13 protein-coding genes are annotated in these 15,163 nt (G+C 62.6%); 4 read left to right on the forward strand and 9 right to left on the reverse strand.

Translation table 11 applies throughout. The annotated features are described in order from the left end of the window. Positions 1 to 12: 12 nt before the first annotated feature. The gene (locus tag B0G62_RS14605; RefSeq protein WP_103704911.1) at positions 13 to 3,210 is read left to right on the forward strand and encodes an EAL domain-containing protein; all 3,198 of its coding nucleotides are present in this window, start codon (positions 13 to 15) and stop codon (positions 3,208 to 3,210) included. A gap of 22 nt (positions 3,211 to 3,232) precedes the next feature. On the opposite strand, the gene B0G62_RS14610 is transcribed toward B0G62_RS14605, so the two are convergent. The 3 genes from B0G62_RS14610 to B0G62_RS14620 all read right to left on the reverse strand — a co-directional run bounded on the left by B0G62_RS14610 (position 3,233) and on the right by B0G62_RS14620 (position 5,245). Next, on the reverse strand, positions 3,233 to 3,532 hold the full coding sequence (locus B0G62_RS14610; RefSeq protein ID WP_208624227.1) for a hypothetical protein: 300 nt from the start codon (positions 3,530 to 3,532) through the stop codon (positions 3,233 to 3,235). A 269-nt stretch (positions 3,533 to 3,801) separates the two neighbouring features. Beyond that, a complete protein-coding gene (locus tag B0G62_RS14615) occupies positions 3,802 to 4,593 on the reverse strand; it encodes a DUF2182 domain-containing protein (RefSeq protein WP_103704913.1) in 792 nt (263 codons plus the stop codon). 49 nt (positions 4,594 to 4,642) lie between these two features. After that, positions 4,643 to 5,245 carry a DUF1326 domain-containing protein gene (locus tag B0G62_RS14620; protein WP_103704914.1) on the reverse strand — a complete coding sequence of 201 codons (603 nt, stop codon included), beginning with the start codon at positions 5,243 to 5,245 and terminating at the stop codon, positions 4,643 to 4,645. Between the two features lie 251 nt (positions 5,246 to 5,496). Here B0G62_RS14620 and B0G62_RS14625 point away from each other — a divergent pair, with 251 nt between their 5' ends. Next, entirely contained in the window at positions 5,497 to 6,564 is a 1,068-nt protein-coding gene (locus B0G62_RS14625) for a phosphatase PAP2 family protein (RefSeq protein ID WP_244193247.1), read from the forward strand. A gap of 23 nt (positions 6,565 to 6,587) precedes the next feature. Here the strand turns inward: B0G62_RS14625 and B0G62_RS14630 are convergent, their stop codons facing one another. The 3 genes from B0G62_RS14630 to B0G62_RS14640 all read right to left on the reverse strand — a co-directional run bounded on the left by B0G62_RS14630 (position 6,588) and on the right by B0G62_RS14640 (position 9,540). Beyond that, positions 6,588 to 7,100: an ureidoglycolate lyase gene (locus tag B0G62_RS14630; protein ID WP_103704971.1), complete on the reverse strand. Its 513-nt coding sequence runs from the start codon at positions 7,098 to 7,100 to the stop codon at positions 6,588 to 6,590. Between the two features lie 13 nt (positions 7,101 to 7,113). Next, positions 7,114 to 8,142 (reverse strand): allantoicase, encoded by a 1,029-nt coding sequence (gene alc / locus B0G62_RS14635; RefSeq protein WP_103704916.1) that lies wholly within the window; start codon positions 8,140 to 8,142, stop codon positions 7,114 to 7,116. Positions 8,143 to 8,205: 63 nt separating this feature from the next. Continuing rightward, a complete protein-coding gene (locus B0G62_RS14640) occupies positions 8,206 to 9,540 on the reverse strand; it encodes a C4-dicarboxylate transporter DctA (RefSeq protein WP_103704917.1) in 1,335 nt (444 codons plus the stop codon). 267 nt (positions 9,541 to 9,807) lie between these two features. Between B0G62_RS14640 and B0G62_RS14645 the strand changes: the two genes are divergently transcribed. Next, positions 9,808 to 10,518: a FadR/GntR family transcriptional regulator gene (locus tag B0G62_RS14645; RefSeq protein ID WP_103704918.1), complete on the forward strand. Its 711-nt coding sequence runs from the start codon at positions 9,808 to 9,810 to the stop codon at positions 10,516 to 10,518. Between the two features lie 34 nt (positions 10,519 to 10,552). Here the strand turns inward: B0G62_RS14645 and B0G62_RS14650 are convergent, their stop codons facing one another. The 3 genes from B0G62_RS14650 to B0G62_RS14660 form a co-directional block, all read right to left on the reverse strand. Continuing rightward, the gene (locus tag B0G62_RS14650; RefSeq protein ID WP_244193248.1) at positions 10,553 to 11,347 is read right to left on the reverse strand and encodes a metallophosphoesterase; all 795 of its coding nucleotides are present in this window, start codon (positions 11,345 to 11,347) and stop codon (positions 10,553 to 10,555) included. 221 nt (positions 11,348 to 11,568) lie between these two features. Then, complete coding sequence (locus B0G62_RS14655; RefSeq protein WP_103704919.1) at positions 11,569 to 13,116, reverse strand: amino acid permease; 1,548 nt, start codon at positions 13,114 to 13,116, stop codon at positions 11,569 to 11,571. A gap of 64 nt (positions 13,117 to 13,180) precedes the next feature. Further along, positions 13,181 to 13,957, reverse strand: coding sequence for an SDR family NAD(P)-dependent oxidoreductase (locus B0G62_RS14660; RefSeq protein ID WP_103704920.1), 777 nt, complete (start codon positions 13,955 to 13,957; stop codon positions 13,181 to 13,183). A 133-nt stretch (positions 13,958 to 14,090) separates the two neighbouring features. Here B0G62_RS14660 and B0G62_RS14665 point away from each other — a divergent pair, with 133 nt between their 5' ends. Continuing rightward, a complete protein-coding gene (locus tag B0G62_RS14665; protein ID WP_244193250.1) occupies positions 14,091 to 15,107 on the forward strand; it encodes a helix-turn-helix domain-containing protein in 1,017 nt (338 codons plus the stop codon). Positions 15,108 to 15,163: the final 56 nt, after the last annotated feature.

The following is a 15,163-nucleotide window of genomic DNA, read 5'->3' on the forward strand; positions in this document are numbered from 1 at the left end:
CTGGCGCATGCGATGAAGCACAATCCGATTATTCGACTGCTTGGGCGTTTGCGCGTGGGCCGCAAGCTGCTTCTGATCTATCTGCTCGATCTGAGCGCGGTTGTCTATATCAGCAGCATCCTGATTCACGAAAAATACATGTCGATCGATTTCTCGCAGAAAGAAATCATCGGCAATACCTATCTGACCACGGTGCGAGAAGCGCTGGTCGATGTCGCCATGCGCGGCGCGGGCGGGCGCTTCGATACCGCGCACATCGCGCAAACCCGCGCCGCGCTCTCCAACGCCGAACAGCAATACGGCGCCAACCTGCAAAGCGATGAGCTGAATGCACGCCTTATCAGCGCACTCGATGCGCTCTCGCATGCGCCACGCGCTGCGGAATCGGGCGCGGTACGCGACGCGCTCGAGGCCTGCCGCGATCTGATCACGCGCGTGGGCAATCAGTCGAATCTCATTCTCGATCCCGACCTCGACAGCTATTACTCGATGTCGCTTTCGATCCTGCGCTATCCCGCATTGCTCGACGCCGTGGACGGTATCGGTCATCGCCTGCACGAAGGCAGCCGCGATGCGCAGACGCAGCGCGAGCTAAGCACGCGTTATCTCGTGCTCGAAGGCCAGCTCGACGCGGTCGCGCAAGGGTTGCGCTCCGACTTCGCCGAGGCGGGCGCAGCCAACGAAGACGTGAAGCTCGCACTGGCCGCGCCGGTCGCGCAGTTGCTCGCGGCGATCGAAACCTATCGCGGGGCTGCGCGCCTGGCGGTCGCCCAGGGCGGCGCCGACGACGCCTCGCGCGCAGCGGCGGACGCGGCCCAGCAAGCGCTGGTCGCTCGCGTGGGCGATGCCTGGCGCGCAACCGGCGCGAAGCTCGGCACGCTGCTGCAGGCGCGCGTGAGCGGCCTCTTTTCGCGCATGTGGCTGCATCTGGGCACCGCATTGTTCCTGCTGTGCGGGATTCTCTCGATGGTCTATCTCGTCGCGCAGCAGATCTCGCGGCCGCTGCGCCACCTCGCGCGCGTGATGGACACCGTGCGGCGCACAGGCGATCACCGCCGGCGCGCGACGTGGCATAGCCAGGACGAGATCGGCCAGCTTGTCACCGGCTTCAACGACATGCTCGCGCAGCTCGACCACGAACGCGACGTGCAAAAGGAACTCGCGGCCACCGCGCGCGCCTCGGAAGCGCAACATGCGATCGTGGAAGCCACGCCGGTGCCGATGATGGTCACGGCCGTGCCGGGTCATGAAGTGCTGCACGCCAATCATCCCGCGCTCTACTGGCTCAACGGCTGCACCTCCGACCCGTGGGCGTACGGACTCGATTCCGCGGTGCGGGCGCGCTTTTTCCAGCAGCTTTCCGATCGCGGCGCCATCGACGAATTCGAAGTGCGCTGGATGGCAAGCGTCGAGCCGACATGGGCCATGCTCTCGGCGCGGCGCCTCACATTCCAGGGTCGCGACGCCGTGCTCACGGCATTCACGCCGATCAACCAGATCAAGCTGATGGAGCAGCGCCTGGAATTGTGGGCGAAAGTATTCGAGGCTTCGTCGGAGGCCATCCTCATTCTCGACAGCGAACGCCGCCTGCTGACCGCGAACGCCTCCTTCTATCGCGCCACGGGTTATCGCGCGGGCAACATCAGCGGCAAGCTGCCGCAATTCATCGTCGCCAGCGGCAACGGCGAACCGTTGATGGCGCAACTGACGGCGCTGGTCGATATCGCCAGCGTCTGGAACGGCGAAGCCGTGGTGCGCAGACGCGGGGGCGGCGACTATCCCGCGTGGCTCATGATCAGCGCCGTGCGCGACAAGCGCGGCGGCGTTTCGCACTATATCTGCACGCTGATCGACATCACCGACCGCAAGAAAAGCGAAGCGCGCATTCAGTTCCTCGCCGAGCACGACGTACTCACGGAGCTGCCCAACCGCGCGCTCTTCACCCGGCGCGTGGGTGCCGCCATCGAGCAGGCGCGGCTCACGCGCGGCCGCGTCGCCGTGCTGTTCATCGATCTCGACCGCTTCAAGGACATCAACGACACCTTCGGCCATCACGCGGGCGACGGCCTGCTGCGCTCGGTCTCGCGGCGCCTGCTGCAGTCGGTGCGCGCGGGCGATACGGTCAGCCGTCTGGGCGGCGACGAATTCACGGTGCTCCTCGGCGACGCGGGCGACGCCACCGACGTGGCGCGCCTCATCGACGAACGGCTCCTGCCGCTCCTGCGCGAGCCGCACATGATCGGCGGCATGACCTTGCAGGTGGCTTGCAGCATCGGCATCGCGCTGTATCCGGACGACGGCGACGATATCGAAGCCTTGATGCAAAACGCCGATGGCGCCATGTACCGCGCCAAATCGGCCGGACGCAATCTCGTCAAATTCTTCTCGCGCGAAATGGCGGAAAACACACGCCACCGCCTGGAGCTGGAAACCCATCTGGGCACGGCGATCGAGCGCGGCGAACTATGGCTTGCGTATCAGCCCTGCGTGCACGCCGCGACGGGCGAGCTGACGAGCGTGGAGGCGCTGCTGCGCTGGCAGCATCCGCATCTCGGGCTGGTGTCGCCGGCGGACTTCATCCCGATCGCGGAAGACACGCGGCTCATTGTGCCGATCGGTGCATGGGTGATCGACGAAGCGTGCCGCCAGATCGCGCGCTGGCGCGCGGCAGGCCTGCCGGAGATACGCGTCTCGATCAATCTGTCGGTGGTGCAACTGCGCGACGACGCGCAACTGGTGAACCGGCTGCGCGAGAGCCTCGCGGCGCAGCAAGTCGAAGCGGGCAGTCTGGAACTCGAAATCACGGAAACCGTGCTGATGGAAAGCGTCGATCGCTATCTGGGCGTGGTCAACGAGATTCGCGCGCTTGGCGTGAAGCTTTCGCTCGACGACTTCGGCACCGGCTATTCGAGCCTGAGCTATCTGCATCGCTTCCCGCTCGACCGGCTCAAGATCGATCGCGCCTTCGTGAACGGCAGGCTGGAAGCGAGCGCCGATCTCGCGGTGATCCGCGCCATCGTCGAGCTTGGCCACGAACTGGGTTTGCGCGTGGTGGCCGAAGGCGTCGAGCAGGCCCACGAGGCGCAGGCGCTGCGGCGCATCGGCTGCGACGAGCTGCAGGGTTTTCTCTACGCGAGGCCGATGCGCGACGAAGCGCTCGCGGACTGGCTGCAAACGCGCGCCGCCGCGTGCGTGGACGAAGCCGTTTGATCGGTGCAAGGCCGCTTGCCGCTCAGTCGTTCGAAGCGCCAAAGCAGCGGCCGCACGAACGCGCCTGCCCCAGGCGCAGGCGACCGGCGCTCACGCTCACTTCCGCGCCGCATTCGCAGCGGCAGACCCACAAACCGTCGCCGGCGTAGCGTTCGGTCGTCAACTGGCCGAAAACCTCGCCGCCCTTGAGCGACGGCGAACCCGGCCGCGAGCGCCAGACCTGGCGTTGCGCCCGGCAGCCGCAATCCCGCGTCTGACCGCTCTCCACCTGGTCCAGCGTGGCGCTCAGATGCGCGCCGCAGCGGCACTTCCAGAGCCACACATTGGCGCCCCGATATTGCAGCGCAACGAGATCGCCGAAAGCGCGACCCGCGACGTCGCGGCTCGGTGGAAATGGCCAGGCAGGGGGCAAAGGGGGACGGATTCGCTGGTTCACGAAAGTTAAATGGGGTTCGGCGTCGTACTCTCAAGCGTAACCCTTCTCCCTCGATTCGTGCAGACGCGGCGACGTCGAGTAGGGACAGAGTCAGGCCGTCAATGATAATTCGTGAACGCCCTCTTCGAACGATCGGCCATATCGTCGCCACGCACTCAGCCATGAACGGCGACAAGCACCGCCGACCACACCAGCAACGCCGCGCCCAGCGGCGCACCGATCCGCCGCCCCCAGGCGAGGTTCTTCTCGATCGCCATCACGCACGCGAGCGCCAGCATCCAGCCAAGACTCCCCGCGCCGACGACGAACATGAGCAGCATCAGCGCCCAGCAACAGCCGACGCAAAAGAGCCCATGGCGCAGGCCCAACGCGAACGCTTCACGCTCCGGCGCGCGGCCGCGCCAATGCCCGATCACAAAGCTCAGTGGCGTGCGGCACTGCTCAAGGCACCGATGCTTGAGCTTGCTGAACTGGAACGCGCCCGCGCAGGCCAGGGTCGCCGCCCCGATCAGCCAGCCATTGCCGATCATCGCCGGCACGCGCGCGACGCCGCTCAACAGCAGCGTGTGCAGCCCGTGCGCTAGCAGGCCGAACGCGCTCCAGATCGCGACATAGCCGAGGTAAAGCAGCGCCAACACGCGCAGCCGGTGAGGCCGCCCCGCGACGATGCGCTCGACCGCGCCGGAGAGGGAAAGCGTGGTCGGCAGCATCATCGCCATGATCATGAGCGTCCACGAGAGCGCGTAGAGGGCGGCCTGCAGGACCGGCGAGCCGCCGGGGATGGCGCGGCACAAACCCGCAGCCGGCCCCGACGACAGCGCATCGCCATGGGCCAGATAGCGCCCGTAAGGACTGCGCGCCCAGAGCCACAAAGTCATCCAGGCAAGCACGACCATGGCGCCGAGCACGGGCAGGAAGATGCGTCGATGACGCGCGGTGCCGGGCATGTTCGACTCGGGCTTCGCGAGCGCCGGGTGTCGCGTCAGGCGTCAGGCCTCAGGCGTCAAACCGGAAGGTGCTTTGCAGCGCGTTGTGATCCTTCAGACTCACGTCGATGCCAAGCGCGGCATTCATCGAACGATATAGCGGCGCCTTGCCGACAAACACCGGCGCGCCGGGAACCGTGGAAAACACGGTGTCCGACAAGGTCGTGGTGACGCCGCCTGGCCCCACGTAAGGCTCCAGATCGGCGTGATAGTCCTGGCCGATCTTGAGCGTCCCCTTCCCGCCCACGACATCGAACTGGATCGGCGCGCGTTCCACCGACACGACATTGCCGATCAGCTTCGCGAGGTCGGCGACCGGCCCGCCCGCCTGCCCCGTGTACACCTTGAGGAGCGCCGCCTCCTGCTCGTCGGTTACCTCGTCGTTGAGGTAGATCGCCACCGACCAGTTACCCTGCAAGACGTTGCCCGGAATGTTGCACACCGCGGCGATCGTGCTGCCTGCGACATCGACGCCGTCGATCGCGCCCTGGTCGAAGTGCCAGGCGACGATGGACTGGCAGGTGCCGAAATCAGGGTCTTCGCCGATCCAGCATGGACACAACACGCGGCAGTTGCAAACCTCAAGCAGACGGCCTTCAAGGTGATAGCTCATCATTGCCTCCGTTGGGCACGGTCGATCACGGCTGGCTACCCGCTGGCTGGTGCCTGGTAGCGCCTGGTAGCGCCTGGTTGCGCCGGATAGAGATGGGATGGCGAGAAGAGAAAGGCGTGCGCAGAACTGCCCGGATGGAATTCGGGAGGTTTTGTCGATGCGGAAAGCAGGCTTCGACTTGTATTGTAGAAAGACGCAAGAGGTATGCAAGGCACAGTCGTGGTGTTTTCGGCCCGGCCTGACCTGACCTATTGGCCCCGCTCGACACGGTTTCCCGCATCGCCGACAATCCCGGGCATCCACGCGCAGATGCGGAAACCATAAAAAATAGAGACGGGTCTATGCCGAAGAAAATATGGGCAATATACAGGGCCATGTGGTCGATCACGGCCCTGCTGCTGATTGTCGACATCATCTGGATGCGCCGCAGCAATGTTCGCATCGAGACGGCGAGCGCCATGCAAGGCGCGCGAATAGTGGCCCTCGTCGCCGCCATCACCGGATTGCTCTGGATCATGTCACGCAGATCGTCCGGAATGCCGGCCAGAAAGACGTTCTATCAAAATGCGGCCAGCCTGTTCATGTGGATTACCCTTCTGGCCGCATTCACACATGTCGGCATCGTATTTCAATATCTTTGCGTATCCGCTGCTTTTCCGCTCGTGAGCAACGTATTGGTATCGGCAGACCACGCGATTGGATTTCACTGGCTGCAAGCCTACCGATGGGTGGCGACGCATCGATGGATTCATGTCCTTCTTGAACTGGCTTATGCTTCTGGCGGCGTTCAACTCTTCGTTATCCCGATCATTCTCGCGGTGACTTCGAACACGAAAGACTACGCAGAATTTGCCGTGCAATTTATCGTATCAGCCACGCTGGTGATTTTGATTGCGCTATTCATTCCGGCCGAAAGCGCATTCATCAGATTCGACATTCACGATCCCGGCACGATTTCCACCGTGTCGGATTTTACTTCTCTGCGCAGCGCAAAGACCCACGCGCTGACTTTCGCGTCTGCCCAGGGGCTCGTTTCCTTTCCGTCGCTCCACGCCATTCTCGCCCTGTGCCTGGCGTACGCCCTACGTCATGTGCGCTTTGTGTTCCCCGTTGGGATTGGACTGAATTCCCTGATGATTCTTTCGACGCCTACGCAGGGGGGACATTATCTGTCCGACGTGCTGGCAGGTCTGGTCGTCGGGCTGGCAGTGATTTATTTCGTCCGCAAGATCTTTGTCGAACCGGCATACGGCGAGACGCCGGTTCGTAGTGTCGATCTGGTTACGCTCACGAAGCCCGATACGGCGGATAGTCCGTAAAGCCACGCCTGAGGCTGTTTAACTCAGCGTGCGCCAATCGGCTCGTGAAGTTCCAGCGCCAACTCAAGGTCGATCTCGTCGCAATTCGGCTGCGCACCGCCGCGATCGATCACGAGGAAATCGCTGACGCGATCGAACGCAAGCAAGGGATGGTGCCAGACGCCCTTCGCATAGTTGACGCCCTGCGTGCCGTCCACCCAGAACGCCCGCAGGCGCGCCGGGTCGAACTCGCCCGCAGGGGCCACCACGACGGCATAGCGCGTGGGACCAAGCGGCACGAAGGCCTGACTACCGTGCGGATGCCGCTCCATCATCGCAATCGGGACGGGCCATGCGCGCGGTTGTGCGCGAAACACGCTGACGAGCGGCCGGCCGCCCGCGTCGCATACGTCGATGGATGCAAGATCGTGAAAGCGCTCCGTCGTGCCGCCGTTGATCGGAAAGTGGCGCGCACCGTCAAGTTCGATCACATCGCCGAACGGCGCGAACGCATCACGCGTGAGGGTTTCCAGCCGCAAGCCAAGCGTAGTTTCCATCGCCATTCTCCGTTCAGGCGAGTTCGCCCCACAGACGCAGACGCGACACGCCGCCGTCCGGATAGATGTTAAAACGCACGTGCGTGACCGGGCCCAGCGCCGCAATGCCGGTCTCGAACAAGTGCTGCTTGTCCATCTCCAGTTTCTGTTCGCCGAGCAACGTCGGCCAGAACATCGCCTGCGTGACAAGCGAATCGTCGGTCCCGCCTGTCACGGTCGCGGCCTGCAGCGAGCAGCGGTCGGGATAATTGCCCTTGAAGTGCGCCGTATCGACCTCGACCCTGTGAATGACGCCCGGCCGCGCGAGCGCCACGATGGCCCAGTCGTTGCCCGGCTCGCGGCGACGGCGCGTTTCCCAGCCGTCACCCATGTTCACCCCACGCCCCGGCATCAGAAGGGTCGACGCCATGCCGAAGTGCTGATTGTTCGCCGCCACGAGATACGCGCCGTTTTCGATCGCGGCGAGATCGATGAGACTGCCCCGCTCCACGCGGCTCCAGTCGCGCCTGGGCTGGCCGTACACGCGCAGGCGCGCAAGACCGCCATCGGGATAAAGGTTCACGCGCAGATGGGTGAATGCGCGCGTATCGCTCACTTCGATGTAGTGGTGCTGGTTGCCTTGCAACGTCGTTGCGGGAACAACGGTTTGCCAGTCGGCGTTTTCGGGCGGCGCGTCGTCGTTGCTGCCGTTTTTACCTTCTGCATAGCACGCCTCGATCGAGGCGGCCGGCGGAAAGTTGCCGGTGAAGTGGCTCGTGTCGAGATCGACGCCGTGAATCACGCCCGGCCGCGCCAGCCGCACGATGCAAAAGTCGTGACCGGTCGTGCGCTTGCGGCGCGTTTCCCAGCCGTCCATCCATTTGCCGTGATCGTCGTATTTCCCGGGAATGAAAACCGCGGCCTGCGGCTCCAGCATGCGTTCCTTGGGCGCGAAGAACTCGTCGCTTGCGACCAGTGCGCGCGCGCCCAGGCGTGCGTCCGCGAGATTCATGTAGCGGCGCGTAAAGGCCGGTGCGTTAGGGTCGAGCGTAGGAATCGCCATGTTTGTCTCCTTTTGAACCAGATATTCAGTTATTCGAATCAATTGCGCGTGGTGCACCGGCGCTCACGCATGCGCGGCGCTCCCGCCGAGCACATCGTCGTGTGCAACTGCCGTTTCGTCGCCGCCAGGCACGTAGAGATAGCCTTCGTCGAAATTCAGTACGCGCCTGGCGCGCGCCTTGTCGATATCGCGCTCCCAAACCGCGACCACCACCGTCGCGACACAGTTGCCGATCAGGTTCGTCACTGCGCGTGCGATGCCGACGAACCAGTCCACCGGCAGGATCAGCACGAGGCCCAGCACGGGAATCGCGGGAATGGCCGAAAGCGTCGCGGCGAGAATCACGATGGCCGAGCCGGGAATGCCATGCGCGCCCTTCGAGGTCACGAGCGAAACCAGCACGACCACGATCAGGTCATGCACCGACAGCGGCGTATTCGTCGCCTGAGCGATGAAGATCACGGCCAGCGTGAGGTAGATCGAAAAACCGTCGAGATTGAACGAGTAGCCGGTCGGAATCACGAGACCCACGGTGGAATCCTTGACGCCCATGAATTCGAGCTTGCGCATGACTTGCGGCAGGACGGCATCCGAAGACGCGGTGCCGAGCACGATCGACAGTTCCTCACGCAGATAGCGGATCAGCTTGAAGATGCTGAAGCCCGCCAGCCGCATCACGACGCCCAGCACGATCGCGACAAACACGATACAGCTCGCGTAGAACACGATCACGAGCAGGCCAAGCTGCTTGAGCGAGGCCACGCCGTACGTGCCCGTCGTGAAGGCGATCGCGCCCAGCACGCCAAACGGCGCGAGCTTGATGATGAATCCCATGACGCGGAAGAACACTTGCGCGAGTTCGTCGACGATCGCATTCACGCGCTGCGCCTTCGGGCCGAGCAGCGAAAGCGCGCTGCCGAACAACACCGAAAACACCAGAATCTGCAGGATGTCGCCTTTCGCGAAGGCGTCGAAGGCAGTATCGGGAATGATCTTCAGCAAAAAGGCGGCGGTGTCCTTAAGGCTCTTGGCATTCTCGGTGTAAGTCGCGAGCGAGGCCGCATCAAGCGAATGCAGGTTCACATTCATGCCCGCGCCGGGACGCGTCACGTAAGCGAGCACCGCGCCGATCACGAGCGCGATCGTCGTCATCGCCTCGAAGTAGATCACGGACTTAAGCCCGACCCGCCCGACTTTCTTGAGGTCGCCCGCGTGGGCCATGCCGCTCACGACCACGCAGAACACAATCGGCCCGATCACCATCTTGATGAGTTTGAGAAAACCGTCGCCAAGCGGCCTGAGCGATTGGGCGAAATGGGGAAATATCGCCCCGACGACAATGCCCACGACGAGCGCAATGACGACCCGGCCAAACAGCGAATTGAAGAACTTCGTCACGACTTTCTCCTTTGTCGATGGGACTGGACGCTTGAGCGCCTGGTCCCGTCCCATGCAAAGCCGGCAGGGGATCGGCTAACCGTTTCAACTGTTCGGACTGGTCTGACCAGTGTTGTTATAACGGATAGTAGGAAGCCGATATAGTCGCGTCAAGCCGTCAAAAAACCGTGTTTACCCTTGCAAGGTCGGCTACGGGCAGGCGTCCGATGCGTGGATTGGCCCGCGCAGGACTACAATACCGGTCAGACCACGCCAGCCCCGCCACCGATGAAGAACGTTCCGCATACCGTCACCGACGCCGCCATCGCCACGATCCGCGCCCGGATCGAGGACGGCCTGTATCCGGTTGGCAGCCTGCTGCCGGCACAACGCCAGCTTTCCGAGGAACTGGAGATCAGCCGCGCGTCGCTGCGCGAGGCCTTGTCGACGCTTGAGGCGCTCGGCATGCTGACGATCCGCGCGGGAAAAGGGGTGTATGTGACGAGCGCCCAGGCGGCGAGCGCGCATCCGTGGCGCTTCGCCGACCAGACGTCGCTGCCCGACACTTACCAGATGCGCTACGCGCTCGAAGGTTTCGCTGCACGCATGGCCGCGCTCGCAATTGGCGACGCCGACGTGGCATGGTTCGAAGCAAATGTGGAAGCGCTGCACGCGGCGCTCAGTCACGACGAAATCGACGAAGCATCACAGCTCGACTTCGAATTCCACATGCGGATCGTGAGTCTCGCGGGCAATGCGGCGATCGAATCGATCCTGCGCAGCAGCGCGGACATCATGAAGGAGAGCCAGCGCATGCCGTTCTACCGGCGCGAACTGGTGCTGTCGACTTACCGCGAACATAGCGCCATCGTAGCGGCGCTCAAGACGCGCGATCCGGCCATCGCGGGGGAGGCGATCGAAGCGCACATCACGGCCGCCGCCCAGCGCGCGGGCGTGCATTTTCCGGTGCCCGGCCGTGCGGCCGTCGATCAGGGGTAGACAAAGGAATAGACGAAGGAATAGCGGCGCGCCGTCACGCGCAAAGCGCGCCGCTCGACCATAGCCGGCCGGTGGCGGGTTCAACGAGGGTGAGTTTGCCGCCTGGACTGCATGCGCCGGTGTCGATGTACATGTGCGCGCCAATCTGGCGGACTTCGCGCATCGTCGTGTGCCCGCAGTAGGTGATCGACAATGCCTGCCGGGCCGGCGCCACGCTGAACGCCAGATCGCGTCCCCACAGCATCCGGCGGCGCACGGCGGCTTCGAAATTGCCGGCGGCCAGTTGCTCGTCGTTGCCACGGAATTCGGCGTGCAGGACATTGAAGCGCGCGGGTCCGACGCCCACGATGCGTGCGAGCGGCAGCAGATTCAGTTTCGCGGCATAGCCCGCGAGTTCGCCATCGGATAGCGATTGCGCCCACTCGCCGCCCACTTCGTACCAGCGATTACGCGGCAACCGTCCATCGGCCACAGCGCACAACGCTTCTTCGTGATTGCCGAGCACCGGATAAAACCAGTCGTTCTCCAGCAAGCTCAACGCACGCTCGCTCTGCTTGCCGCGATCGATCAGGTCACCTACGGAAAACAGCCGGTCGCGCTGGATGTCGAAATCGATTTCAGCCAGCAATTGCTCGAACGCCGTCATGCAGCCGTGAATATCGCCAATTACGAAATCGCGGCCGAGCGCGTTCGCACCGTGTCGCACGACTCCGGATTCGACGGGATCCGGATACGCCGCGTCTGCGCGCGCAGCCCCTTGCTGCAGGGCATGCATACCGCGCAAACCCAGGCGCTTGAGTAGCGGCTGCTGATGACTGTTCGGGCCCATTCTCATCTCTCGTCGACAATCGGCCCATCATATTTCAGGCGGTGCCCGAAAATGAGGACGAACTTGTTATATGTGTAACGAGCGGTAAGGACGTGCAAGCAATCAGCTTACGGGCACCATGCGTCTGCATTTCTATCGGTTGCGCTGCATCGAGGAATGACAATTCGCATCCAGCGATGCAGCGGCGTCACAAACTTATTTCACTACCTTATTTCACTACCTTATTTCGCGCTGATTTCGTGTTCGGCGAGACTCAACTGCTGTTCGCGTTCACGCGAGGGCTGGGCAATCGGCGGCCCCGCGAAGCGATGGCGTACGCCACCCACGTACCAGATCGCGAGGAGCACGACCAGAAGACCGCCGATCAGATACAGGACTTTCTCGTTCGGCGGCTGAATGCCGACATAGGCGAGAATCAGTGCGCCGCCGACGGCCGCAATGGCGAACGGCTTCGAGAGTTTGCCCAGTTGAAACGGTCCCTTCTCCGTCCACGTGCGGCCTTCCGCGAAAATACCCGCTGCGATCGGCATCGCGTACGAGACGAAAAGAAACACTGCACTGCCGGCGCTCAGCACCGTGAAGGCGTCGCCATAGAGCGTCGCTGCGATAGCGAGAACGGCTGACGTCCAGATTGCAGCGCCGGGTGTCCGGTGAGCCGGATTCACCTTGCGAAGCCATTTCGATCCCGGCAGACCGCCGTCACGCGCGAATGCAAACATCATGCGTGACGTCGATGTGACGGCGGCAAGCCCGCACGCGTAGTTGATAAAGAACATCAGCAGTTCAATGACGATGCGCAATGGCGTGGGAATCGGCGCGAGGATCGCCTCGAAAAATCCCGTGCCCTGTTTGACCGCCGCGCCGAGATCCGGCATGACGAGCACGAACGCGCACACCATGACATAACCAAACGTCGTCGACCAGAATACCGACCCGACGATGCCGCGCGGCACATTGCGCGCGGCCTCATGCGTTTCTTCCGAAGTGTGCGCGGAGGCGTCGAAGCCGGTGATCGTGTACGCGGTTAACAGCAGGCCCGAGAGGAACGCCATGGCCATCGTCTGCTTGGGCCATGCGCCGCCGTCCGTGCCGGTAAAGTTCGTGAACGTGTAAAGACGCGAAAGGTCCAGCTTCACCGGCGAATAGGCGAGCAAGGACACGACGAGCACGACCGTGACGACGAAAATCAGGTAGCCGGACAGATCGGTAATCTTGCTGGTGATGCGAATGCCACGATGATTCAGGAATGCCTGGGATGCCGTGATCAGCGTGAGGAAAATCGTCTGATCCAACCAGCCGAGCGAATCAGGTTTGACGCCGAACATCGGTGCAATCAGCGTGCGAAAGAACGGATCGTAGGTGCCGTAATTGATCGCCGCGACGACGAACACCAGACCGAGCAGATTCAGCCAGGCGGTAAGCCACCCCCACGTTTTGCCGCCAAGAATCGAGCCCCAGTGATAGAGGCCGCCGGCAGTCGGATAGGACGACGCGATCTGCGCCATCGCTGCCGCCACCACGAGCGCGAACAGCGAACCGAGCGGCCAGCCCAGCCCGATCGAGGCGCCGCCTGCCGCGGAAAAGCCCATCTGAAACGAAGTAATACCGCCGGACAAAATGCAGATCAGCGAGAAAGAAACAGCGAAATTGGAGAACGCCCCCATGCGGCGCGATAGCTCCTGCGCGTAGCCCATCTTGTGCAGCAACGAGACATCCTGGTCGGCATGTCCGGCTTGCTCAGCCGCTGGTTCGAGTGTATTCGCGTCCATATGACGTTCCTTCAAACGAGGTGATTGAAGCGTCGAACTCGTTATCCTTAATCAGGATTCCGTATCACGCAGCCGTAAAGCAGTTATCGACGAAGAGATGCGCGCCGTTGATAAAACTCGCGTCGTCGCTGGAGAGGAACAAGGCGGCCTGCGCTACTTCTTCTGGTTTGCACAGGCGTCCCTGCTGAAGCGACAATGCCGCTTCGCTGGCATCGAAGCCGTACTTCGCCAGCGCACTGATTTCTCGCTGGCCGTGGGGTGTGTCGATGAAGCCCGGACACACGGCATTGCAACGTATGCCGCGATCGCGGTATTCGACGGCAATCGCACGCGCAAACATCGCGCAGGCGCCCTTGGTCGTGCAATAGAGCACTTCCAGCGGCGTGGCCGCGACGGATGAAATCGATGCCGTACAAACGATCGAACCGCGGCCCGCCGCGAGCATATGAGGCAGGACCGCTCTCGTCATCATGAACATGCTCTTCACGTTGACGTTCATGAGCCAGTCGTATTCTTCGTCGCTGGTGTCCAGAAACGGCTTCACCACGATGCTGCCCGCGTGGTTGAACAAGGTATCGATACGGCCGAAGCGTTCGACGACGCCGGCCACAGCGGCGTCCACCGCCGGGCGTTGCGAGACGTCCGCCACGAACAGTTCGGCCACGCCGCCTTCGGCACGTATACGCGCCACGACCTCCTCGCCCGCGCCGCGATTCACATCGACGACGGCAATCTGCGCGCCTTCACGGGCAAACAGCAGTGACGCCGCGCCGCCCGCTCCTGTCGCCCCGCCCGATACGATCGCGATCTTCCCTTCCAGCTTTCTTGCCCTTTCATTCATGCCTGGCTCCTGGTCGAATCCACCGTATGCACAAATTAGGTGCGCAAAAAAACCGCAACTATCCAAATTTGGCAAAAAAATAAAATTGCCGTAAAAATCAGGGATCACGCAGGTGGAGAGCGGCGTTGTTGCGATGCATGAACGCTTTGTCGAGGAAGACACAATGGAAGCGGGCCACTGGCCAGACGAGGCCGTACAGTTTCGGAGCTGCCGCAGCGTCGACGAACAGGCGGCGCTGCTCGACACATGGAACCAGAGCTATTGCCAGCTTTCGCGAGGTCTTTTCGACGGCTCGGTGACCTGGTTCATGGCGGGCGCCGTGAAGGTGCTGGTCGAGAAGCTGAACCGGACCGTCTATCAGCGCGGACATGTCGACGGGAACAAATTCGCCGTGGGCATTCCGTTTCACCTCGAAGGACACGCGCTCCTGTCGGGGCAAACGAGCCATCTCGACGCGCTACACGTTTTCTCCGGCAAGGACGGATTCGAATTCCTTTCTCCGGATCAGCACGTCTTCGTCAACCTCGAAATCGAGCCTGCCGCCGTCGCGGACCCGGCAACGCGCGCCCAACTGGATTCGATCGTTGCGCGCATCGGCGTAAAAGCGGGCGTCGTGAATATCGCTCCGATGCGGTTGGAGCCGTTTCGCGAAGTGCTGAGAATATTGCTCGACAGCGTAGCGAGCGCCCCGCGCGTGCTCCGGGAGCACGAAAGCGCCGTATCCTTCGAGAAGTCCATCGTGTATGGCCTGAGCGATGCGCTCCACGACTTTCCGGATATCACGCAGCAGGAACGCGGTGAAGCACGCATCGCAAGAAGCTGGCAACTGGTGCGCAGCGTGCGAGATATCGTCGAAGGGGCGCCCGATTGTCCGCTGTCCGTCGCCGAACTTTGCGCACGCATGCATGCGAGCCGCCGCACCTTGCAATACGCTTTCGAAGAGACCACGGGGATCAGCCCATTGGCTTATATGCGCGCGGTGAGGCTGGCGAGAGTTCGCAAGGACCTCGTGCATGCCGCGACGGTCACCGAGGTAGCCACGCGCTGGGGGTTCTGGCATTTCGGCAATTTCGCCAACGAATACCGCGAGCAATACGGCGAATTGCCTAGTGAAACGTGGCGAAGAAATCGTGCTCAGGCAGCAAGCTGATTGCTTTCGCGGCGCTGCGGTCTGTCCTCATTGACTTAATTCGGTAACCTGATCAA

It is taken from the genome of Paraburkholderia eburnea (assembly GCF_002917095.1).
GTDB classification, from domain to species: Bacteria; Pseudomonadota; Gammaproteobacteria; order Burkholderiales; family Burkholderiaceae; genus Paraburkholderia; species Paraburkholderia eburnea.